Origin of the sequence: Lysobacter sp. BMK333-48F3 (assembly GCF_019733395.1) — a bacterium.
In the GTDB taxonomy this organism is placed as follows: Bacteria; Pseudomonadota; Gammaproteobacteria; order Xanthomonadales; family Xanthomonadaceae; genus Lysobacter.
On sequence record NZ_JAIHOO010000001.1, the window covers coordinates 2,095,431 to 2,117,512 of the forward strand.

Genomic DNA, 22,082 nt, shown 5'->3' on the forward strand with positions numbered 1-22,082 from the left:
GATAGCCGGTATAAGCGGTAAGGGCGATCCGAATGCCCGGGCTTCGGCGCGGACGCTTTCGATCATCGCTGCGGTGGTCGCGGCTTACGCCGCTCCTACAGGAAGCGGCGTGGCTCAGGCCTTGGCCGTGGGCCGGGCCAGGCGGGCCTGCAGCAGCGACAGCAGTTCGCGCTTCTCGTCTTCGTTGAGGCCGGACTCGCGCTGCTGGGTCTGCAGCTCGGCCAGGCGCTGCTCGACGGTCTGCTTGTCGAGCTGGCCGATCGCGTCCAGGAATTCGCGCTGCAGGGTGTCGTCGCTGCCGGGCAGGGTCTGGCTGGCCAGTTTCTGCAGCGCCGCAGCCTGCTCGTGCTCGGCGAAATGCTCGAGCAGGGCGCCGGTGCTGATCTCCGGCCGCTGCTGGACCAGGTCGACGATCGCGGTCAGCAGTTCGATCCCCGGCTGACGCAACTGGGCGAAGCGGTACGGCGGCGCCAGCGCCGCGGCCAGCGAGGGCTTCTGCAGCACGATCGCGATCGCGCTGCGCACCAGCGAGCGCTTCGGCGTCGGCGCGGCGCGGCCGCCGCCGTGCGCGCGCTGCGCCGGCTCCGGTGCGGCGGCGCGCGCGCCGACCCCGGTCAGCTCGGTCAGGCGCTGCTTCATCAGGTCGCCGAAGGCGCCGTCGGGAATCTGCGCTAGCAAGGGCTTGGCGCGCTCGGCGAGGCGGCCCTTGCCTTCCAGGGTGTTGAGATTGACGTCGGCGGCGAGGCTGTCGAACAGGAACTGCGACAGCGGCATCGCCTCGCGCAGGCGATGGTCGAAACCGTCGGCGCCCTCCTGGCGCACCAGGCTGTCCGGGTCCTCGCCGTCGGGCAGGAACAGGAAGAAGGCCTGGCGGCCGTCCTTCATCCGCGGCAATACCGACTCCACCGCCTTCCACGCCGCGCCGCGCCCGGCGCGGTCGCCGTCGAAGCAGAAGTACACGTCGGCGGCGTTGCGGAACAGCAGTTCGGCGTGGTCGGGCGTGGTCGCGGTGCCCAGCGTCGCCACCGCGGTGTCGACGCCGTGCTGGAACAGCGCGATCACGTCCATATAGCCTTCGACCACGATCAGGCGCGGGATCTTGTTGTGCGCCTGGCGCACCTGCCACAGCCCGTACAACTCGCGGCCCTTGTGGAACAGCGGGGTTTCCGGCGAGTTGAGGTACTTGGGCCCGTCCTCCTTGTCCAGCACGCGGCCGCCGAACGCGATCACCCGGCCGCGGCGGTCGTGGATCGGGAACATGACCCGGTCGCGGAACTTGTCGTAGACCCGGCCGCTTTCGTTCTTGGAGAACAGGCCGGCGCGTTCGAGCAGCTTCATACGCCGCTCGTCGGTGCCGAGCGCGTCGCGCAGGCCGTTGAAGCCGTCCGGCGCATAGCCGATGCCGAAGCGTTCGCGGATGTCGATGCTGACCCCGCGCGCGTCGAGATAGCCCTGGGCCTTGCCGCTGCCCGCGTACTGGCGCAGGAAGAAGCGCTGCGCCGCCTCGACCGCGGTGTACAGGTCCTGGGTATCGGAATCCTGGTTGCGCGAGCGGGTATCGCGCGGCACTTCCACGCCGATCCGCTTGGCCAGTTCGTCGACCGCGTCGAGGAACTCGAGCCGGTCGTAGTTCATCAGGAAGCTGATCGCGGTGCCGTGCGCGCCGCAGCCGAAGCAGTGGTAGAACTGCTTGGTCGGCGAGACCCAGAACGAGGGCGAGCGCTCGTCGTGGAACGGACAGCGCGCCGAGTACTCCTTGCCCTGCCGTTTCAGCGGCACGCGCGAGCCGACCACCTCGACGATGTCGGTGCGGGCGAGGAGGTCGTCGATGAAGCCGTCGGGAATGCGCGCCATGCCGGGGCGCCCGGGCCTCGGGCGCGATCGCTGCTTGATGGATCGGCGCCTAGGATGCCATGCGCGGCGTCGGCGGGGCGTGGTCGGGTGCGGCCGCTGGCTCAGGCCGGCGCCGCCGCGGTGCGCGCTTCGCTCAGGCGCCGGCGCAGCCGCGCGCGTTCCTCCAGCGTCGCGGTGATCAGCGCGCCGAGCAGGAACACCACCGCGCAGTAGTACATCCACACCAGCATCACCACCAGGCCGCCGGCCGGGCCGTAGGCGCTGCCGAGGCTGGCCTGGCCCAGGTACAGGCCGATCGCGCTGCGGCCGAGCATGAACATCGCCGCGGTCAGCGCGCCGCCGACCAGGGCCCGGCGGCGGCCGACCGGCCGGTCCGGCAGCCAGCGGTACATGGCGGCGAAGACCAGGGCATAGAGCAGGAACGAGACGATGCCGGCGAACAGCGGCAACAGCTCGGGCAGGTAGGCGATCAGCAGCTGCAGCGCCGCCTGCACCGCCATCGACACCACCAGCAGGAAGCCGACGCTGATCGCCATGCCGAACGAGAGCAGGCGCTTGCGCAGCCAGGCCAGCGCCCCGCCCAGGCGCTGGGCGTCGCTGCGGAACACCCGGTTCAAGGCGGTCTGCAGCTGGCCGAACACCGCCGAGGCGCCGACCAGCAGGGCCAGCAGCCCGAATCCGGCCGCCATCGAGCCGGTGTCGGGCCGATGCTCGGCGTTGGCGACGATCAGCCGCGCGGTACCCTCGACCTCGCTGCCGACCAGCAGGCCGATCTGGCGGAAGAATTCCTCCTGCGCCGACGGGTACAGCGCGGTGGTCAGCCACAGCAGCAACAGCACCAGCGGCGCCAGCGAGAGCAGGGTGTAGAACGACAGCGCCGCGGCCAGGGCCAGCAGGTCGTACTCGAAGAAGCGTTCCAGCAACTGCCCCGGCGCGCTGCGCTCCAGCCGCGCCTGCAGGGCGCGGCTGGAGCGCAGCGCGCCGGGGCAGTTGCTGGAACGCTTCTTCGAGTACGACCTGCTGGCCCTGGCCGCGGCGCTGTCGTTCTACACCCTGCTCTCGCTGGCGCCGCTGGTGCTGTTGCTGCTGTGGCTGACCACCGCGCTGTACCCGTCGGCGCAGGAGGAATTCTTCCGCCAGATCGGCCTGCTGGTCGGCGCCTCGGCGGTGTTCGGCCAGCTGCAGACCGCCTTGAACCGGGTGTTCCGCAGCGACGCCCAGCGCCTGGGCGGGGCGCTGGCCTGGCTGCGCAAGCGCCTGCTCTCGTTCGGCATGGCGATCAGCGTCGGCTTCCTGCTGGTGGTGTCGATGGCGGTGCAGGCGGCGCTGCAGCTGCTGATCGCCTACCTGCCCGAGCTGTTGCCGCTGTTCGCCGGCATCGTCTCGTTCCTGCTCTATGCCCTGGTCTTCGCCGCCATGTACCGCTGGCTGCCGGACCGGCCGGTCGGCCGCCGCCGGGCCCTGGTCGGCGGCGCGCTGACCGCGGCGATGTTCATGCTCGGCCGCAGCGCGATCGGCCTGTACCTGGGCCAGGTCCTCGCGCGCGGCCGCAGGACCCGGACGCCGCCCACGGCGGCGTCCTTCACCGGCCCCGGCGATCGTCGGAGCCGCACACCAGGAGGTGTTCCATGAAACCACGCCATCGCGCCCGCCCCGACTGCTTTCGAGACCGCGCCCGCGCTTGAGCCCACCCGCAAGCGCCGCCAGGGCTATCCCTCGGAAACCCAGGTCCGCCGCGGCCGTCGCTTCGTCCACGGCGACAAGGAACTGGTCGAGAAACTGGGCCGCAACGATCCCTGCCCCTGCGGTTCGGCCCGGAGGTTCAAGAGAATTGTTGCCTGCACGGCGGCCGCCACGACGGCGCCGGCCGTCACGACTACTTCCGCGATTGAAGCAGCCGCGATCGAGGCCGCCGCGACTGAGGCCGCCGCAGCGACCGCGACCGAAGTCCGCCTGGGCCCGCGCCTGAACGCCGCGGCCACGCCCGGCTAACCCCGGCCCGGCATACTGGGGGCGACGCCGCACGCGTCGCCCCCAGTATGCCGGGCCGGGGTTAGCCGGGCGTGGCCGCGGCGTTCAGGCGCGGGCCCAGGCGGACTTCGGTCGCGGTCGCTGCGGCGGCCTCAGTCGCGGCGGCCTCGATCGCGGCTGCTTCAATCACGGCTGCTTCAATCGCGGAAGTAGTCGTGACGGCCGGCGCCGTCGTGGCGGCCGCCGTGCAGGCAACAATTCTCTTGAACCTCCGGGCCGAACCGCAGGGGCAGGGATCGTTGCGGCCCAGTTTCTCGACCAGTTCCTTGTCGCCGTGGACGAAGCGACGGCCGCGGCGGACCTGGGTTTCCGAGGGATAGCCCTGGCGGCGCTTGCGGGTGGGCTCAAGCGCGGGCGCGGTCTCGAAAGCAGTCGGGGCGGGCGCGATGGCGTGGTTTCATGGAACACCTCCTGGTGTGCGGCTCCGACGATCGCCGGGGCCGGTGAAGGACGCCGCCGTGGGCGGCGTCCGGGTCCTGCGGCCGCGCGAGATGCGCGCGCGGCGGGTGTGGCTGCGACGGTGGCCGCTCAGCCGGCCAGGCGCTGCTTGGTCAGGGCCGAGACCTGGCCCATGTCGGCCTTGCCGGCCAGCTTGGCCTTGAGCGGGCCCATCAGCTTGCCCAGGTCGGCCAGGCCGGTCGCACCGACTTCGGCGATGACCGCCTCGACCACCGCGAGGATCTCGGCCTCGCCGAGCTTGGCCGGCAGGTAGCGCTCGATCACCACGATCTCGTCGCGCTCGACCTGGGCCAGGTCCTCGCGCGCGGCCGCCTGATACTGGGTGACCGAGTCGCGGCGCTGCTTGACCATCTTGTCGAGCACCGCGATCACCGCGGTGTCGTCCAGCTCGATGCGCTCGTCGACTTCCTTCTGCTTGAGCGCGGCGTTGATCAGGCGGATCACGCCCAGGGACTGCTTGTCGCCGCTCTTCATCGCGGCCTTCATGTCTTCGGTGAGGCGTTGTTTGAGGCTCATGGGATGGGGTCGGGAATGGGGAATGGGGAATGGGGAATGGGGAATGGGGAATCGGGAATCGGGAATCGGGAATCAGGAATGGTTAGGAGCGGGGCGGTCTGCTTTGCCGATTCCCTATTCCCCATTCCCGATTCCCGGCCATCAGGCCACCGGAAACGCAAAAAGCCGGCTGCGCCCGAGGCGCAGCCGGCTTCTTGCTCGTTGCGCGCGCGGATCGGCCTGGGGCCGAACGGCGCGAAACGGGCGATCAGTACAGGCGCTGACGCTTGGTGACGTCGCGCGAAGCGCGGCGGGCCTGGCGCTTCACCGCAGCAGCGGCCTTGCGCTTGCGTTCCTGCGTCGGCTTTTCGTAGAACTCGCGCTTGCGGGTCTCGGCCAGGACGCCGGCCTTCTCGCAGGTGCGCTTGAAGCGGCGCAGGGCAAATTCGAAAGGCTCGTTTTCGCGGACTTTGACGCTGGGCATACGTTATCTCGTTAGGGAACCGGCCCGGGCAGACCGGGAGAGCCGCGCATTATAGCGATGCTCGGACGGAAGGTGCAACATACACCCCCATGAACGCGACATTCTCCCAGAAAACCGTGGCCGGTGGGGCGGTCCGATGAAGGTCCTCGGCATCGAGACCAGCTGCGACGAGACCGGCGTCGCCGTCTACGACACCCAGGCCGGGCTGCGCGCCCACGCCCTCTACAGCCAGATCGCCCTGCACGCCGAGTACGGCGGGGTGGTGCCGGAGCTGGCCAGCCGCGACCACGTGCGCAAGCTGCTGCCGCTGATCCGCCAGACCCTGGCCGAGTCGGACCTGCGCCCGGAAGACCTGGACGGGGTGGCCTACACCGCCGGCCCGGGCCTGGTCGGGGCCCTGCTGGTCGGGGCCGGGGTCGCCCGCGCCCTGGCCTGGGCGCTGGAGGTGCCGGCGGTCGCCGTCCACCACATGGAGGGCCACCTGCTGGCGCCGCTGATGGAGGACGACCCGCTGGGCCGGCCGCAGCCGCCGTTCGTGGCCCTGCTGGTGTCCGGCGGCCACACCCAACTGGTCGCGGTCGACGCCATCGGCCGCTACCGCCTGCTCGGTGAGACCCTGGACGACGCCGCCGGCGAGGCCTTCGACAAGACCGCCAAGCTGATGGGCCTGCCTTACCCGGGCGGGCCGCAGTTGGCGGCGCAGGCCGAACTCGGCGTACCGGGGCGGTTCAAGTTCGCCCGGCCGATGACCGACCGGCCCGGCCTGGACTTCAGCTTCAGCGGGCTCAAGACCCAGGTCCTGCTGGCCTGGCAGAACAGCGACCGCAGCGACCAGACCCGCGCCGACATCGCCCGCGGCTTCGAGGATGCGGTGGTCGACACCCTGGCGATCAAGTGCCAGCGCGCCCTCGACGCGGCCGGCTGCGACACCCTGGTGGTCGCCGGCGGCGTCGGCGCCAACCGCCGCCTGCGCGCGCAGCTGGCGGCGATGGCGGAAAAACGCGGCGGCCGGGTCTGCTTCCCGCGTCCGGCGTTCTGCACCGACAACGGCGCGATGATCGCCTACGCCGGCGCCCTGCGCCTGCAAGCCGGCCAGCACGAAGACGCCGCGGTCAAGGTGACGCCGCGCTGGGACATGGCGTTGTTGCAGGCGGTGTGAGGCGGGAATGGTGAGTCGGGAATCGGGAATCGCAAAAGCGTTCCGATCCCGCCTACCATTCGCCGCGCTTTACGATTCCCCATTCCCCATTCCCCATTCCCGGCACTCATGGACCACGTCTTCATCGAAGGCCTCGAACTCGAGGCCGTGATCGGCATCTACGACTGGGAGCGCAAGATCCGCCAGCCGCTGGTGTTCGACCTGGAAATGGCCTTCGACAACCGGGTGCCGGCGGCCAGCGACGCGATCGGCGACACCCTGGACTACAAGGCGATCAGCGACCGCATCGCCGACTATGTGGGCCAGTCGCAGTTCGGCCTGGTCGAGACCCTGGCCGAACGGGTCGCGGCGATCGTGATCGAGGAATTCGGCGTCAGCCGGGTTCGGCTCAAGCTGACCAAGCCCAGCGCGATCCGCGGCGCGCGCGGGGTCGGGGTGCGCATCGAGCGCTCGCGCGCGCCGTGATCCGCGGGCGCCGAGCGCGACCGGCGAGGCGATCGTCCGCCGGCCCCGGCGCCGCCCCTCTTGCGCATCGTCGCGCCAGGTTCGACGATGCGGCGGGGAATTCGTAGGGAACGGCGATGTTCGACAAACTTTCGCGCAGTTGGGAACTGGTCAAGGCCAGCGCCGCGGTATTGCGTTCGGACCGGGAGCTGATGCTGTTTCCGGTGATCTCGGCGATCTGCGTGTTGGTGGTGCTGGCCACCTTCCTGATCCCGGTGGTGGTCATGGACGCGTTCGCCGACGGCTTCGGCGTCGGCGCGGCGATGCTGAGCTTCGCCTTCTACTTCTGCCAGTACTTCGTGATCATCTTCTGCAACTGCGCCCTGGTCAGCGGCGCGATGATCCGCCTGGAGGGCGGCAACCCGACCCTGGCCGACGGCTTCCGCGCCGCGACCGCGCGGTTGGCCGCGATCGCCGGCTACGCCGCCATCGCCGCGACCGTCGGCATGATCCTGCAGGCGCTCAAGGACCGCGACAACAACTTCATCGTGCGCCTGATCGGCAGCGCGCTCGGCGCGGCCTGGACCATGGCCACCTTCCTGGTGGTGCCGGTGCTGGTGGCCGAGGACATCGGCCCGATCGAGGCGGTCAAGCGCAGCGTGGCCTTGTTCAAGCGCACCTGGGGCGAGAGCGCGGCCGGCATGGTCGGCATCGGTTTCGCCTTCGCCCTGTTGATGATCGGCACCGGCCTGGCCGGCTTCGGCCTGGCCTGGCTGCTGGGCCTGGTGTCGTCGGCGCTGGCGGTGCTGGTCGGCGCGCTGACCGTGCTCGCCCTGCTCGCGCTGGCGGTGTACCAGAGCGCGCTCGGCGGGGTGTACTCGGCCGCGCTGTACCGCTACGCCAACGAAGGCGAACTGCCGGCCGGCTTCGAAGGCCTGCAGCTGGAGAGCGCGCTGGTCCGGCGCTGAGCGAGGATCGCGGCGCGGCCCGAGGGCAGGAGCGACGCAAGTCGCGACCCACCGAAGCGACGTTCGAAAGCGTGCTAGCCGCAGTCCGGCCCGTCGGATCATGCGGATTGCGCCGTTTGCCCGGTCCGCGGCCGCCGCGCTGGCGTAAACCGCTGCGGCTGTCGCGGCTGATGACCGGAGGAAATCCCCGTGGGACGCCGCTCCTACAAGGGCGGCGGCGGTCGCGCTGATGGGGTTCGGGCCGTATCCTGGCGGCCCGCTTGCCGTGCGCCCGTGCGCGCCCCGAACCACGTGAATTCTTTCGATCTGCCGCCCCCCGACGCCGACGCGCTGGCGCACAGCGCGCGCCTGTCCGCCCTGATCCGCGAACAGATCGCCGCCCACGGTGGCGCGATCCCGTTCTCGCGCTTCATGGAGCTGGCCCTGTACGCGCCCGGCCTGGGCTACTACAGCGCCGGCGCGAGCAAGTTCGGCGCCGAGGGCGACTTCGTCACCGCGCCCGAGCTCGGCCCGGTGTTCGCCGCCTGCGTCGCCGAAGCGGTGGCGCCGGTGCTGCGCCAGATCGGCCCGCAGGCGCGTTTCCTCGAACTCGGCGGCGGCACCGGCGCGTTCGCCGAAGTGGCGCTCAAGCGCCTGCTCGAACTCGATGCGCTGCCCGACCGCTACGTCATCCTCGAGCCCAGCGCGCAACTGCGCCACCGCCAGCGCGAGCGCCTGCGCGAACGCCTGGTGCCGCCGGTGTTCGAACTGCTGGAGTGGCCCGACGGCCCGTTCGGCGACGAGTGGGACGGGGTGCTGTTCGCCAACGAAGTGATCGATGCGCTGCCGACGCCGCGCTTCGCGATCCGCGACGAGGAAGTGTTCGAGGAGTACGTGGTCGCCGAAGGCGAGGGCTTCGCCCGCACTCTGCGCCCGGCCGACGATTTCCTCGCCAATGCGGTGCGCCTGGCCGAGCGCCGGATGGAGCGGCCGCTGGCCGAGGGCTATCGCTCGGAACTGCTGCCGCAGCTGCCGTACTGGATCCAGGCGGTGTCCGGCGGCCTGCGCCGCGGCGCGATGCTGTTCGTCGACTACGGCTATCCGCGCAGCGAGTACTACGCGCCCGAACGCGCCGACGGCACCCTGCGCGCCTATTACCGCCACCGCATGCACGACGAGCCCTTGCTGTGGCCGGGGCTGCAGGACCTCACCGCCTCGGTCGACTTCACCGCCCTGGTCGAGGCCGGCGTGGCCGCCGGCTTCGACCTGGCCGGCTACTGCAACCAGGCCAGCTTCCTGCTCGGCAACGGCCTGGCCGGAGTGCTGGAACGGATCGAGCGCATCGACGATCCGGCCGAGCGCCAGCGCCGGCTCAACGAGGTCAAGCGCCTGACCCTGCCCAGCGAAATGGGTGAGCGTTTTCAGGTGATGGGCTTCGAGAAGGAGGTCGAGTTCGGGGTGGCGTTCATGGCCGGCGACCTGAGTTTCCGCCTGTGAGCGCGTTGCGCGAGTTCCATCGCCCGGCGCTATGGTGCGCGCTGGGCGCGGCGATGGTGCTGGCGGTGATCGGCGCGACCCTGCTGCCGGCGCGCGAGCTGCCGCCGCCGCCGTTCTCCGGTTTCGACAAGATCGAACACTTCGCCGCCTACGCGGCGATGTCGGCCTATGCCGGGATGCTGTTCGCGCGCCGCCGCGCCCAGGCGATCGCCGCCGCGGCGTTGATCGCGCTCGGTGTGGCGCTGGAATTCGCCCAGGCCAACCTGACCCAGTCGCGCAGCGGCGACGTCGTCGACGCCCTGGCCAACAGCCTCGGCGCCTTGCTCGGCCTGTTGCTGGCGGCGACCCCGGTGGCCGGCTGGCTGCAGCGCCTGGACCGCTGGCTGGCGCCGCGCGCCGGCTGAACGCGCGGCGTGTTTTTGCGCAAATGCCCCTGTTCAGTGTGCTTCGGGTGCCGTAGCAACTGAACCCCGGGTGAGCCTCGCGTCAGTAAGGCGAGGCTTGTCACATTGCCAGAGTCGGCAAGATCACATGGCAACTTGCGCAAAGGTTAAAAACTTGTGAGGCTCCACCGCGGGCTGATCCGGCCTGCCCGTCCCTCGCAAGGAACCCCTTCCATGTCCGTAGCGCATCGCAACCGTCTGGCCTTAGCCGTGGCCGCCGCCATGGCCGCCACCCTCGTGGCCCCCACCGCCTTCGCCCAGGAGCCCGCCCCCGCGCCCAGCCGCGAAGCGACGACCCTCGATGCGGTCCAGGTCACCGGTTCGCGCGTGCGCGGCCGCGCCGCCGAAGACACCGCGGCGCCGGTGGACGTGATCGGCAAGGAAGAACTGAACGCGACCGGCGCGACCGAGATCGGCCAGATCCTGCAGATGCTGGAGCCCTCGTTCAACTTCTCCCGCACCTTCGTCAGCGACGGCACCGACATCCTGCGCCCGGCGACCCTGCGCTCGCTGGGCCCGGACCAGGTGCTGGTATTGGTCAACGGCAAGCGCCGCCACCAGCAGGCGCTGGTCAACGTGCAGCAGACCATCGGCCGCGGTTCGGCCGGTACCGACATCAACGCGATCCCGCTGTCGGCGATCGAACGCATCGAAGTGCTGCGCGACGGCGCCGCCGCGCAGTACGGCTCCGACGCGATCTCCGGCGTGATCAACATCATCCTCAAGAAGCAGACCGAGGAGACCCAGCTCTCGTTCCAGGCCGGCCAGTACTACGCCGGCGACGGCGAGAACTACTCCGCCTCGGTCAATCACGGCTTCAAGCTCGGCGGCGACGGCTATCTGAACCTGTCGCTGGAATACCGCGACCGCGCCGAGACCAATCGCGCCGGTCCGGATAGCCTGCGGGTGAATCCGCCGCGGGTGACCCAGCGCCTGGGCGACGCCGACGCCACCGACGCCTATTTCTGGTTCAACGGCGGCCTGCCGGTCGGCACCGGCGAGCTGTACTGGTTCGGCGGCCTGTCGCGGCGCGAAGGCGACTCCTCCGGCTTCTTCCGCAGCGCCGGCGACAACCGCACGGTGCCGGCGCTGTACCCGAACGGCTTCCTGCCCAACATCCTGACCACGGTCGACGACCACTCGCTGGCGGTCGGCTACAAGGCGCCGATCAACGACAACTGGGACTGGGACATCTCGATCAACCGCGGCCGCAGCAAGTTCGGCTTCGAAGAGAGCAACTCGGTCAACGTCAGCTGGTGGTACGAGCCCAAGCCGGGCGGCGGCATCTACGCCGCGTCGCCGACCAAGGCCGACACCGGCACCCTGCAGGCCGACCAGACCACCTTCAACCTGGACTTCCGCGGCACGCTCAAGGGCTTCAACGACAACCCGCTGTACCTGGGTACCGGCCTGGAGTACCGCAAGGACGACTACCAGATCCGCCCCGGCGCGCCGGTGACCTACACCTACGGCCGCAACAACGATCGTTCGATCGCGATCGTCGGCCAGACCGGCGACACCGCCCAGCCCGGCATGCAGGGCTTCCCCGGCTTCTCGCCGAACGAAGCGGTCGACGACGGCCGCCACAACTACGCCGTCTACCTCGACCTGGAAACCAACCTGACCGAGCGCTTCCTGCTCGGCGGCGCGGTCCGCTACGAGGACTACTCCGACTTCGGCAACACCACCACCGGCAAGCTGTCGGCGCGCTTCGACGCCAGCGACGCCTTCGCCGTGCGCGGCACGGTCTCGACCGGCTTCCGCGCGCCGGGCGTGCAGCAGCTGTTCTACAGCCAGCGTTCGACCAACCTCAACGCCGCCGGCGAGCTGACCGACACCCTGACCGCGCGCCAGGACAGCGCGGTGACCCGCGCCTTCGGCATCGAGCCGCTGAAGGAAGAAACCTCCAAGAGCGCCTCGGTCGGCTTCGTGCTCAAGCCCAACGACCGCTTCTCGCTGACCCTGGACGTGTTCCGGATCGACATCGATGACCGGATCATCTTCTCCAGCAACATCCAGCCCGAAGCGGTCGGCAGCAACGGCCTGCCGTGCGCGGCCAACAACGCCAACTGCCCGATCCGCGCCATCCTCGACCCGATCGGCGTCGGCCAGGTGCTGTTCTTCACCAACGCCATCGACACCCGCACCACCGGCGTCGACCTGGTCGCCAACCACAACACCGAGTTCGCCGGCGGTTCCAAGCTCAACCTGACCGCGCTGGTCCACTTCAACAAGACCGAGGTCAAGTCGCGCCGCTCGCAGTCGACGATCCTGCCGCCGAACGTGCTGTTCGACGACACCCAGGTGACCCTGATCGAAGAAGGCCAGCCGCGCTCGCACCACGTGCTGCAGGGCGTGTACGAAGTCGGCGCCTGGGAATGGACCGCGCGCGCCAACTACTACGGCTCGGTCGCCGGCGAAGGCTTCACCCCGGGGGTCAAGCAGCGTTGGGGCGGCAAGTGGCTGGGCGACCTGGCGGTGCGCTACAAGTTCAGCGACCAGCTCAGCGTCAGCGTCGGCGGCAACAACATCTTCGACACCTATCCCGACAAGTGGGACAAGGTCGACGGCGCGCCGTTCCCGCAGTTGGGCTTCAAGTACGGCTGGGAAACCCTGCCGTTCGGCATGAACGGCGGCAGCTACTACGCGCGGATCGATTACCGCTTCTGATCGCGCTGTAACGCAGCCGAAAAGCCGCCGCGCTCACCCGCGGCGGCTTTTCTTTGATCGGCCCCTGTAGGAGCGGCGTCCCACAGGGATTTCCTCCGGTCATGAGCCGCGACCACCGCAGCGGTGTTCGCGAGCGTCTCGTCCGCAGCCCCGATCCACGACAACGACGATCGCGGCAGCGACGTAACGCTCCGGGCTTCGGAGGCCGCGCTTTCGAACGTCGCTGCGGTGGTCGCGGCTCACGCCGCTCCTACAAGGGCTGATCGGTCTTGCGCTGGGCGGCGATGGCTTCGATGCGGGCGCGGCGCATGGCTTCGCCGACCGCCGGGCCGCTGAGGCCGGGCGCGAGGTCGCCGGCGCGCACCGCCAGCGCGGCGCGCAAGGCCGCGACCAGGGCCGGGCCCGACGGATAGGGCTGCTCCTCCAGGCCCAGGCGGCCGCGCTTGTCGGCCTCGCAGACCAGGCTCATCTGCTCGATCCGCTGCGGGTTGCGGAAGCCGTCGCAGCGCGCGATCAGCTCGTACACGCTGCGCGGCCGCATCTCGGCCAGGCGGTGCACGTTGAGGTGCTCGCGGCAGACCGCCTCGGCCAGCAGGCGGTGTTCGGTCGGTATCTTGAGCCGCGCGCATAGCTGCGCCAGCGGTTCCAGCCCGGCGTGCTCGTGGTTGTGGTGGCGCGGCAACAGCTCGGCCGGGGTCAACGCCTTGCCCAGGTCGTGGGTCAGCGCGGCGAAGCCGATCACGTCGTCGCCGGGCGCCAGCCGCGCGGCCATGTCCATGACCATCTCGGTATGCACGCCGGTGTCGACCTCGGGGTGGTACTCCGGCCGCTGCGGCACGCCGTACAGCGCTTCGACTTCGGGCAGCACCGCGGCCAGCGCGCCGGCCTGGTGCAGGGTGCGCACGAACGCCGACGGTTGCGCGCAAGTCAGGGCGCGGCGCAGTTCCTGCCAGACCCGTTCGGCGACCAGTTCGGCCAGCTCGCCCGATTCGGCCATGCGCCGCATCAGCGCGATGGTTTCCGGCGCGACCTGGAAGCCGTGCGCGGCGAAGCGGGCCATGAAGCGCGCCGCGCGCAGCACCCGCAGCGGGTCCTCGACGAAGGCCGGGCCGACGTGGCGCAGCACGCGCTGTTCGATGTCGCGCGCGCCGCCGTAGGGATCGACCAGGCTGCCGTCCGCGGCGCGGGCGATGGCGTTGATGGTGAAGTCGCGCCGGCCCAGGTCCTCTTCCAGGCTCACCGCGGGATCGGCATCGACGACGAAACCGCGGTAGCCGCGGCCGGACTTGCGCTCAGTCCGCGCCAGCGCGTACTCCTCGCCGCTGTCCGGATGCAGGAACACCGGGAAATCCTTGCCCACCGCCTTGAAACCCGCGGCCAGCATCGCCTCCGGCGTTTCGCCGACCACCACGTAATCGCGGTCCCCGGCCGGCAGGCCGAGCAAGGCATCGCGGACCGCGCCGCCGACGAGATAGGTTTTCATGGTCGTTTCTCTCGCGGGAATCGGGAATAGGGAATGGGGAATCGTCAAAGCGGATTCGTCGCTGCGAGCAGGACGTTGCTTTCCCGACTCCCGATTTCCGATTCCCGATTCCCAGCCGCTCAGCGCGGCGAGTTTTGCGCCAGCAAGGCGATGATGTCCTCGGCGCCGGCGCTGCGGCCGAGGTGGCGCACGATCGGGTTCGGCTGGCCGGAGACCCACAGCCGCAGTTCGGCTTCCAGGTCGAAGTGGCCGGCGGTTTCCAGCGAGAACATGACGATGCTGCGGTAGGGCAGGCTGAGGAATTCGGTCTTGCGTCCGGTCACGCCCTGCTTGTCGACCAGGATCAGGCGCCGGTCGGTGAACACGATCAGGTCGCGGATCTCGCCGAACGCGCGCTGCACGGTTTCGCCCGGCGCCAGCAGCGGAGCGAAGTCGTCGTTGACCTTGTCGGCGGATTTGGCGCCGGCGTGGCCGAGCAGAGTGTCGAGCAGGCCCATGGCGGGTTCCTTTCGCGTGAGGTGGGGCCATCCTAGCGCAGCGCTGCGGGGCTTGTAGGAGCGGCGTGAGCCGCGACCACCGCAGCGGTGTACGCGAGCGTAGCGCCCGAAGACCTGGGGCGCAGCGCTTGGAGCGGGTACTGTCCGAACGTCCGGGCTTCGGCGACAGCGCTGTCGAAAACCGCTGCGGTTGTCGCGGCTCACGCCGCTCCTACAGGGGGCAGGCCGAGAATTTCGGGGAGCTTCGGCAGTACCGGGGTCGGTTCGACGCCGAGCTTGAGCAGGCCGTTCTCGACGCTGGTCGAATCGGTCTGCAGCGAGCGCCAGTTGTCGCGGCTGATCGGCTTGCCGGGCAGGTGTTCGCCGACCTCGGCCTGCAACTTGCCCAGCGCATCCGGCAGCGGCAGCACCAGGCGCAGGCGGCCGCGCGCGCGGGCGGCGGCGCGCACGATCTCGCCCAGGCTCAGCACGTCCGGGCCGACCAGGTTGTAGCTGCGGCCGATGTGCTGGCCGTCGTTCAACGCGTTGACGAAGGCCTGGGTGACGTCGCCGATCCACACCGGCTGGAAGCGCGCGCCGCTGCGGCCGATCGGCAGCGCCGGCGCGTAGCGCAGCAACTGGTCGAAACGGCAGAACAGGCCGTCGCCGGGGCCGGCGATGACCGACGGCCGGAACAAGGTCCAGTCGAGCTTGCTCGCGCGCACCCGCTGTTCGGCGCGGCCGCGCGATTCCAGGTAATGGCTCTGGCCGGTGCCGGCGTTGAGCGCGCTCATCTGCAGCAGGCGCTTCACCCCCATGTCGCGCATCGCTTCGAGCAGGGCGTCGAGCAGTTCGACGAACACGTGCTCGAAGCCGGCGCCGCTGTCGCCGCGCTCGTTGAGGATGCCGACCAGGTTGACCACCGCATCGACGTCGTCGAGCACGGCGCGCAGGAAGTCCGGATTGCCGACGTCGCCCTCGATCAGGCTGGCGTCGCGCGAGAGCCGGCGCTTCTTGGCCGGCTCGACGCCGCGGCTGAGCACGGTGACGCGGCAGCGCTCGCGCAGCAGATGGTCGACCAGATGCCGGCCGACGAAGCCGGTACCGCCGAGAACCAGGACATGACGGCGCGCCATCGCGGCCTCACTCGCCTTCGGCGCTTTCGGCCGCGGCCGCCGGCGCGGCGGCGGGCTGGGCGGCGGGCTCGGGCGGGCAGACGAAGGCCTTGCGCTTGCCGTCGACCACTCCGCGCAGGCGGTCGCTGACGTTCATCGCATCGCCGTTGAGTTGCCAGTCGTAGATCACGCTGAAGGCGAGCACGCGGGCGACGTACTCGCGGGTCTCCTTGTAGCTGATGGTCTCGATCCAGAACTCCGGCTCCATGCCCGGGCGCTGCGATTGCCAGCGCGCCAGCGGCGCCGGGCCGGCGTTGTAGCCGGCCATGGCGAAGTAGGGCTGGCCGCCATACTTGTCGAGCAACTGGCGCAGGTAGGCGGTGCCGAGCACGATGTTGGTGTCGGAGTCGTACAGGCTGGCGGCGCCGCCCCAGGGCAGGCCCAGGCTCTTGGCCACCTGCGCGCCGGTACCGGGCAGCACCTGCATCAGGCCCATCGCGTTGGCGCCGGAGCGCGCCTTGGGATTGAACACGCTCTCGGCGCGGATCTCGGCCGCGACCCAGGCCGGGTCGATGCGGTTGCTGGCGGCTTCGCGGCGGATGGTGTCGCCGTGGTGCAGCGGGAAGCGCAGGTAGTACAGGCGCTGTTCCTGCGGGGTCTTGTTGAGCGAGAACACCGCGCGGTCGAACCACTGGTAGCCCTGCGCGACCTCGATCGCCAGGCGCCGCTGAGTATCGTCGAAGCGGCTCAGCGCCTCGTCCCATTCGCGCACCGCCCAGCCGCTGCGGTCGATCTGGTACAGGCCCATCGCCCGCAGCAGCGCCGGATCGCGCGCGATCGCGCTCTTGGCGGCGAGGCTGTCCTGCGGCTGCACCGGGCACAGCGCGTACGGCGCGCCGAGCCGGTCGGCGGACAGGAAGCCGTGGAAGTCGGTCTTGCGCGCGGCCTCGCGGTACAGCCGCGCCGCGCTGGCCTTGTCGCCGGCGCGTTCGCTGAGCCGCGCCTCGAAGAACTGCCAGCGCGATTCGCCGCGCTGCTTGGCGCCCATCTTGCGGATCGCCGCCAGCGCGCCGGTCCAGTCCGAGCGCGACATCGCTTCGCGCGCGCGCCACTCGTGCAGGCGTTCGTCGTAGGCGACCTCGGGCACGGCATTGAGCCGGCGCGCCGAGTCGGCCTCGTAGGAGGCCACCGTCCACAGCGCGGTCTGGTACAGCACCCGGCCGCGGTCGGCGTCGCTGAAGCCCAGCGCCGCGGCGTACTTGGGCAGTTGCGCCTCGGCGCTGGCCGGCTGCGCCTTGGCCAGCTTGGCCAGGCCGTAGGAGGCGATCTTGCGGCTGCGCTCGGTCTTGGGCCAACCGAGCCCGCGTTCACTCACGTTGTCCAGGAACGCCGCGTAGTCGTTCGCTAGTGCGAGTTGATCCGCCGGCAGTCCGCGCGCCGCGGCGCGCATCACCGCCGGCTGCCATTCCGCGGCCGCGGCTTCGATGCGTTCCCAGCGCAGTTCCGGGCTCAGCCCGCCGCGCGCGGCGAGCAACGCGAACGGCGCGTCGCAGCCGTCGGGCAGCGACTTGCCGCCGCTGCGCCAGATCGCCTGGGCGTCGCGGTTCCAGGCCTCGTCCAGGCGGCCCAGCGCCTGGCGCGCGTTCAATTCGGCGCAGCGCAGGGCCACGCTGCGTTCCTTGCCGGCGACGCTGCGCGGGGTCCAGGCGGCGAGGAAGCTCGGCCAGTCCTCGCGGCGCGCGGTCGCGGCCAGCCAGATTTCGCGGAACGCGTCGCCGGAGGCTTCCTTGCCGCGACGGGCGAGGAAGTCGGCGGCCTGGCCGTTGTTGACCGCGTCGATGTTGCGGCGCAGGTTCGCGTACTCGATCCAGCCGTACAGCGGATGCCGGCCGAGGTCGGCGTACTGGCCGGCATCGAAGCCGGGGCGCTCGGCCGCTTCCAGGGCGGCGCGCACGCGCGGCAACTGCGGATCGGCCGCCGGCGCGGGCAGCGGATGGGCGATCGCGCGCGGCTTGACCGCGGTGCCGGCAGGGCTCGGCGCCGACGCCGTGGTCTGGGCGCAGGCGGTGGTGGCGAGGGCCGCGACGAAGGCGGCGACGGCGAGGCGGAGAGGGCGCGGGAGCATCGCCGGACTATAGCCCAGAGCGGATGAATGCCTTATATGAACAAGCCCGCGTTGCGAGCGGATTGCTATCGCCGTCGCGATCGACGCCGTCGCCTTGCGCGCTCGCGCAAGACGCGCGGTCGCCAGCGCGCGCAACGGGGCGCAGAATGCGGCCTTCGTTCGCCGCGCCGTGCGCCGCCATCCAGAGCGGACTTCGGTCCCGCGCCGCTGGCGTCGCCCCCGAGATCGCTCTGGACGATCGCATATCGTTGGACCAGGCCCGCTGCGATGAATCGAGTTTCGAATTCCGCCGCCTGCGGCGCGTCGGTTACGACCGGAGCGCAGGCATGACGGTGTGGTTGGTGTTCCTCGCGCTCGGCGCGGTCGCCGGCGTGCTCGCCGGCCTGCTCGGCATCGGCGGCGGCCTGGTGCTGGTCGCGGCCCTGGCCTGGATCGCGCCGTGGATGGGCATCCCGCAAGAGGCGGCCATGCACACCGCGCTGGCCAGTTCGCTGGCCAGCATCGTGCTGACCGCGACCGCTTCGGCGCGCGCCCACGCCAAGCGCGGCAGCGTGCTGTGGCGGACCGTGCGCTGGATGGTGCCGGGGCTGTTGCTCGGCGGCTGGCTCGGCAGTTTCGTCGCGGTGCGCATCGACGGCGACTGGCTGCGCCTGATCGTCGCCGGCTACTGCCTGATCGCCGCGGCGCAACTGTTGTTCGGCAAGAACCGCGCGCCGCTGGCCGACGGCGCGCCGCCGCCGCAGGGGCTGCCTCTGTCGGCGGCCGGGGTCGGCATCGGCGCGGTGTCGGCGGTGGTCGGCATCGGCGGCGGCAGCATGACCGTGCCCCTGCTGGTCTGGCGCGGGGTGGCGCCGGTGCGCGCGGTCGGCACTTCCTCGGCCTGCGGCGTGGCGATCGGCCTGGCCAGCGCGGTCGGCTACGCGCTCAACGCGCCGCCCGGCGCCCTGCCCGAACACGCGATCGGCTACGTCTACCTGCCTGCGGCGATCGGCGTCGCGGTGGCCTCGGTACTGGCCGCGCCCTACGGCACCCGGCTCGCCCATCGCCTGCACGGCGACACCCTCAAGCGGGTGTTCGCCGGCTTCCTGATCCTGGTCGCGGTCAGCCTGCTGCTCGGCGGCTGAGCCCGCCCGCACGGCTTCGCCCCGGCCTAGCTCCAGCCGCGCGCGGCCGGACGGGCGGCGGCTGTCCGCAGACCTGGCTGAACGGGCCACCGCACGACGCCGTATCGACCGTGCGTCCGCCGGCGCCGACGAAAGCGATCCGAAACTGGAACCGGTTTGGCAAGACCCTCCTGTTTGCGCCTTGTGGCGGATTCACGGATTGTTTACAACCTCTCGATGCCTTCCGACCGGTCGGACGGCGTGCCAATAGCCAGCAGAGCTAAGTCACATAACTTGAGGGAGAGAGAGTCGATGAAAGTGTCGCGTCGCCATGCCCTGGCGAAAGCCATCCAGTTGTCCCTGCTGATCGCACTGCCCGGGTTCGCCGCAGCCCAGGACGCCGCTCCGGCGAAGGACGCCACCACGCTCGACACGGTCCAGGTGACCGGCACCCGCATCAAGAAGGCCGAGATCGAAAGCCAGGTCCCGGTCCAGACCCTGACCCGCGACGACATCGAACGCACCGGCCTGACCTCGATCGGCGACGTCGTGCAGGAACTCACCGGCGCCGGCTCGGCGCTCAACACCAAGTTCAACTCCTCGGGCAACTTCGGCTTCTCGCCGAACGGCGACGGCATCGGCGCCGGCTCGGCCCAGGTCGACCTGCGCCACCTCGGCCCCAAGCGCGTGCTGGTCCTGGTCGACGGCATGCGCTGGGTCAACGAGTCCTCCGCCTCCGGCGTGGGCGCGGCGACCGACCTCAACACCATTCCGCTGGCCATCGTCGAGCGCATCGAAGTGCTCGAGGACGGCGCGTCCTCGCTGTACGGCTCCGACGCCATCGCCGGCGTGGTCAACATCATCACCCGGCGCAACTTCGACGGCGGCCAGGTCACCCTGAACTACGGCCAGTACGGCAAGGGCGACGGCGAGCTGCAGGGCGTCGACCTGGCCTACGGCTTCAACACCGACAAGGCCAACCTGTTCCTCGGCCTGAGCTACGTCGACCAGGATCCGGTGTTCTCGCGCGACCGCGCGCTGTCGCGCGTGCCGGTGCCGGGCCTGGGCGTGGAGACCGGCAGCTCGGCGACCCCGAACGGCCGCTTCATCATCACCCCGCCGACCGCCAGCACCGCCTGCCCGCTGACCGACACCGACGACGATCCGAGCACCCCGCCGATCCCGTTCTGCAACATCACCACGCCCAACGGCAGCAGCTTCCCCAACGGCGTGCGCTATCCGCAGGACTTCATTCCGTTCACCGGCGCGAACCGCTACAACTTCGCCCGCGAGAACATGCTGCTGACGCCGTCCAAGCGCACCGGCGCCTTCGCCCAGTTCCGCTACCACTTCAACGACAACGTCCAGGCCTACGTCAAGGCGCTGTACAACCGCCGCGAATCGGTCAACCAGGCCGCGCCGGAACCGCTGTTCCTCGGCCTCGACGCCGGCACCGGCAACATCTGGTCCGAGCACATCACCATCTCGCGCCTGAATCCGTTCAACCCGTTCGGCTTCGACCTGACCACCGAGGGCGCCAATCCGAACCTGGTCCTGCTCGGCCGCCGTCCGGTCGAGGGCGGCCCGCGCATCTTCGAACAGCAGGTCGACACCCAGTACATCGCCGCGGGCGTGGAAGGCAGCTTCGACGCCGGCGACCGCACCTACTTCTGGGACGTCAACTTCGCCAGCAACAAGAACGAAGCCGAACAGACCAACCGCGGCAGCTACAACATCCGCAACGTCAACATCGCCGTCGGCGATCCGGCGGTGTGCGCCGCGACCCCGGGCTGCGTGCCGCTGAACCTGTTCGGCGGCCCGGGCACGATCACCCCGGCGATGCTCAACTGGATCAGCCCGATCGTGCGCGACCGCAGCGAGCAGAAGCTGCAGACCTTCACCGCCAACCTGTCCGGCGACCTGTTCGACCTGTGGGCCGGCCCGCTGTCGTTCGCGGCCGGTTACGAGTACCGCAAGTACGAAGGCTTCTATCGCCCGGATCCGATCACCGTCGCCGGCTTCTACAATGGCACCCAGTCGCTGCCGACCAAGGGCGAGTACGACGTCAACGAAGCCTATGTCGAGCTGAATCTGCCGCTGATCAAGGAAGGTTCGTTCGGCAAGAGCCTGGACCTGAGCCTGGCCGGCCGCTATTCGGACTACTCGACCTTCGGCGGCCAGTTCACCCCGAAGTACGGCCTGCGCTGGCAAGTCGCCGATGAGTTCCTGCTGCGCACCACCTACGCCGAAGGCTTCCGCGCGCCGTCGATCGGCGAGTTGTTCGGCTCGGCCAGCCGCGCCGACCTGCAGCTCAGCGATCCCTGCCTGATCTCGATCACCGGCGCCCCGCCGACCGGCAACCGCGCCAACTGCGCCGCGCTCGGCGTGCCGGCCGGCGCGACCCAGGCCAACAGCCAGATCTCGGTGCAGACCGGCGGCAACCCGGACCTGGAGCCGGAAACCGCGCGCAGCTTCACCGCCGGCTTCGTCTACAGCCCGGCCTGGGCCGCGGGCGTGCCGTGGTCGGACAAGTTCGACTTCGAGGTCACCTACTACCGCCATTCGCTGGAAGGCGCGGTGCAGGCGATCGACGCCCAGACCCAGCTCAACCTGTGCGTGCAGACCCTCGACCCGACCTACTGCAACGGCATCACCCGTTCCAGCGTCGGCGGCATCAACTCGTTCGAGAACAAGCTGACCAACCTGGGTTCGATCAAGACCTCCGGCTGGGACATGGACTTCTTCTGGACCCTGCCGGAAACCTCGTGGGGCCAGTTCAAGTTCAGCTGGCAGAACACCTGGGTGACCCAGTACGACGCGGTCGGCGCCGCCGGCCAGGTGCAGCCGCGCAAGCCGGGCGTGGAAGTCAACGACAGCGCGATCCCGGAGTGGACCTCCAACGCCACCCTGTCGTGGAAGCGCAACGCCTGGAACGCGTCGTGGACCGTCCGCCACATCTCCGAGCTGGACGAAATCTGCCAGGCCTCGGCGCTGGAGTCGCCGTACTGCGACAACTCGGTGACCGGCGAGAACAAGCTCGACGCGATCACCTACCACGACCTGCAGCTGGGCTACCACATCGACTGGCTGAAGGGGCTGCAGATCACCGGCGGCGTCAACAACCTGTTCGACAAGGATCCGCCGGTGTGCCTGTCGTGCTCGCTCAACGGCTACGACGCGTCCACCTACGACATCCCGGGCGGCCGCTTCTTCTACCTGCGCGCGGACCTGCGCTTCTGATCGCGGCGTAGTTCGATCCGATCGCGGCGTAGTTCGCTACCCGCAGCAACGCGAACG

At 70.1% G+C, this 22,082-nt stretch carries 17 protein-coding genes; 9 read left to right on the forward strand and 8 right to left on the reverse strand.

Features of this window, described 5'->3' with window-relative positions; genetic code table 11:
* Positions 1–114: 114 nt before the first annotated feature.
* Both dnaG and K4L06_RS08840 read right to left on the reverse strand, forming a co-directional pair.
* Complete coding sequence (gene dnaG / locus K4L06_RS08835; RefSeq protein ID WP_221671046.1) at positions 115–1,854, reverse strand: DNA primase; 1,740 nt, start codon at positions 1,852–1,854, stop codon at positions 115–117.
* A gap of 101 nt (positions 1,855–1,955) precedes the next feature.
* A complete protein-coding gene (locus K4L06_RS08840) occupies positions 1,956–2,777 on the reverse strand; it encodes a YihY/virulence factor BrkB family protein (RefSeq protein WP_255595027.1) in 822 nt (273 codons plus the stop codon).
* Positions 2,778–2,844: 67 nt separating this feature from the next.
* On the opposite strand from K4L06_RS08840, the gene K4L06_RS08845 reads away from it, so the two are divergent.
* Positions 2,845–3,486 (forward strand): YihY/virulence factor BrkB family protein, encoded by a 642-nt coding sequence (locus K4L06_RS08845; protein WP_221671047.1) that lies wholly within the window; start codon positions 2,845–2,847, stop codon positions 3,484–3,486.
* Positions 3,487–4,413: 927 nt separating this feature from the next.
* Here K4L06_RS08845 and K4L06_RS08860 read toward each other — a convergent pair.
* On the reverse strand, positions 4,414–4,860 hold the full coding sequence (locus K4L06_RS08860) for a GatB/YqeY domain-containing protein (RefSeq protein ID WP_221671048.1): 447 nt from the start codon (positions 4,858–4,860) through the stop codon (positions 4,414–4,416).
* A 247-nt stretch (positions 4,861–5,107) separates the two neighbouring features.
* Positions 5,108–5,323, reverse strand: coding sequence for a 30S ribosomal protein S21 (gene rpsU, locus K4L06_RS08865; protein WP_031371286.1), 216 nt, complete (start codon positions 5,321–5,323; stop codon positions 5,108–5,110).
* Between the two features lie 136 nt (positions 5,324–5,459).
* On the opposite strand from rpsU, the gene tsaD reads away from it, so the two are divergent.
* The 6 genes from tsaD to K4L06_RS08895 all read left to right on the forward strand — a co-directional run bounded on the left by tsaD (position 5,460) and on the right by K4L06_RS08895 (position 12,483).
* A complete protein-coding gene (tsaD, locus tag K4L06_RS08870) occupies positions 5,460–6,482 on the forward strand; it encodes a tRNA (adenosine(37)-N6)-threonylcarbamoyltransferase complex transferase subunit TsaD (RefSeq protein WP_221671049.1) in 1,023 nt (340 codons plus the stop codon).
* A 108-nt stretch (positions 6,483–6,590) separates the two neighbouring features.
* Entirely contained in the window at positions 6,591–6,947 is a 357-nt protein-coding gene (gene folB / locus K4L06_RS08875) for a dihydroneopterin aldolase (RefSeq protein WP_221671050.1), read from the forward strand.
* A gap of 116 nt (positions 6,948–7,063) precedes the next feature.
* Positions 7,064–7,894 (forward strand): DUF6159 family protein, encoded by an 831-nt coding sequence (locus tag K4L06_RS08880; RefSeq protein WP_221671051.1) that lies wholly within the window; start codon positions 7,064–7,066, stop codon positions 7,892–7,894.
* 291 nt (positions 7,895–8,185) lie between these two features.
* Positions 8,186–9,370, forward strand: coding sequence for an SAM-dependent methyltransferase (locus tag K4L06_RS08885; protein ID WP_343225744.1), 1,185 nt, complete (start codon positions 8,186–8,188; stop codon positions 9,368–9,370).
* Positions 9,367–9,774 carry a VanZ family protein gene (locus K4L06_RS08890; protein ID WP_221671053.1) on the forward strand — a complete coding sequence of 136 codons (408 nt, stop codon included), beginning with the start codon at positions 9,367–9,369 and terminating at the stop codon, positions 9,772–9,774. The genes K4L06_RS08885 and K4L06_RS08890 overlap by 4 nt, the downstream gene beginning before the upstream one ends.
* 213 nt (positions 9,775–9,987) lie before the next feature.
* The gene (locus tag K4L06_RS08895) at positions 9,988–12,483 is read left to right on the forward strand and encodes a TonB-dependent receptor (RefSeq protein ID WP_221671054.1); all 2,496 of its coding nucleotides are present in this window, start codon (positions 9,988–9,990) and stop codon (positions 12,481–12,483) included.
* A gap of 250 nt (positions 12,484–12,733) precedes the next feature.
* Here the strand turns inward: K4L06_RS08895 and K4L06_RS08900 are convergent, their stop codons facing one another.
* The 4 genes from K4L06_RS08900 to K4L06_RS08915 all read right to left on the reverse strand — a co-directional run bounded on the left by K4L06_RS08900 (position 12,734) and on the right by K4L06_RS08915 (position 17,682).
* On the reverse strand, positions 12,734–13,966 hold the full coding sequence (locus K4L06_RS08900) for a multifunctional CCA addition/repair protein (RefSeq protein ID WP_221671055.1): 1,233 nt from the start codon (positions 13,964–13,966) through the stop codon (positions 12,734–12,736).
* 119 nt (positions 13,967–14,085) lie between these two features.
* Complete coding sequence (locus tag K4L06_RS08905) at positions 14,086–14,463, reverse strand: PH domain-containing protein (RefSeq protein WP_221671056.1); 378 nt, start codon at positions 14,461–14,463, stop codon at positions 14,086–14,088.
* A gap of 200 nt (positions 14,464–14,663) precedes the next feature.
* Positions 14,664–15,578 (reverse strand): complex I NDUFA9 subunit family protein, encoded by a 915-nt coding sequence (locus K4L06_RS08910; RefSeq protein WP_221671057.1) that lies wholly within the window; start codon positions 15,576–15,578, stop codon positions 14,664–14,666.
* A 7-nt stretch (positions 15,579–15,585) separates the two neighbouring features.
* Positions 15,586–17,682, reverse strand: coding sequence for a lytic transglycosylase domain-containing protein (locus K4L06_RS08915; protein ID WP_221671058.1), 2,097 nt, complete (start codon positions 17,680–17,682; stop codon positions 15,586–15,588).
* A 326-nt stretch (positions 17,683–18,008) separates the two neighbouring features.
* On the opposite strand from K4L06_RS08915, the gene K4L06_RS08920 reads away from it, so the two are divergent.
* Both K4L06_RS08920 and K4L06_RS08925 read left to right on the forward strand, forming a co-directional pair.
* Positions 18,009–18,806 carry a sulfite exporter TauE/SafE family protein gene (locus K4L06_RS08920; RefSeq protein ID WP_255595028.1) on the forward strand — a complete coding sequence of 266 codons (798 nt, stop codon included), beginning with the start codon at positions 18,009–18,011 and terminating at the stop codon, positions 18,804–18,806.
* Positions 18,807–19,097: 291 nt separating this feature from the next.
* Positions 19,098–22,025, forward strand: coding sequence for a TonB-dependent receptor (locus K4L06_RS08925; protein WP_221671059.1), 2,928 nt, complete (start codon positions 19,098–19,100; stop codon positions 22,023–22,025).
* Positions 22,026–22,082: the final 57 nt, after the last annotated feature.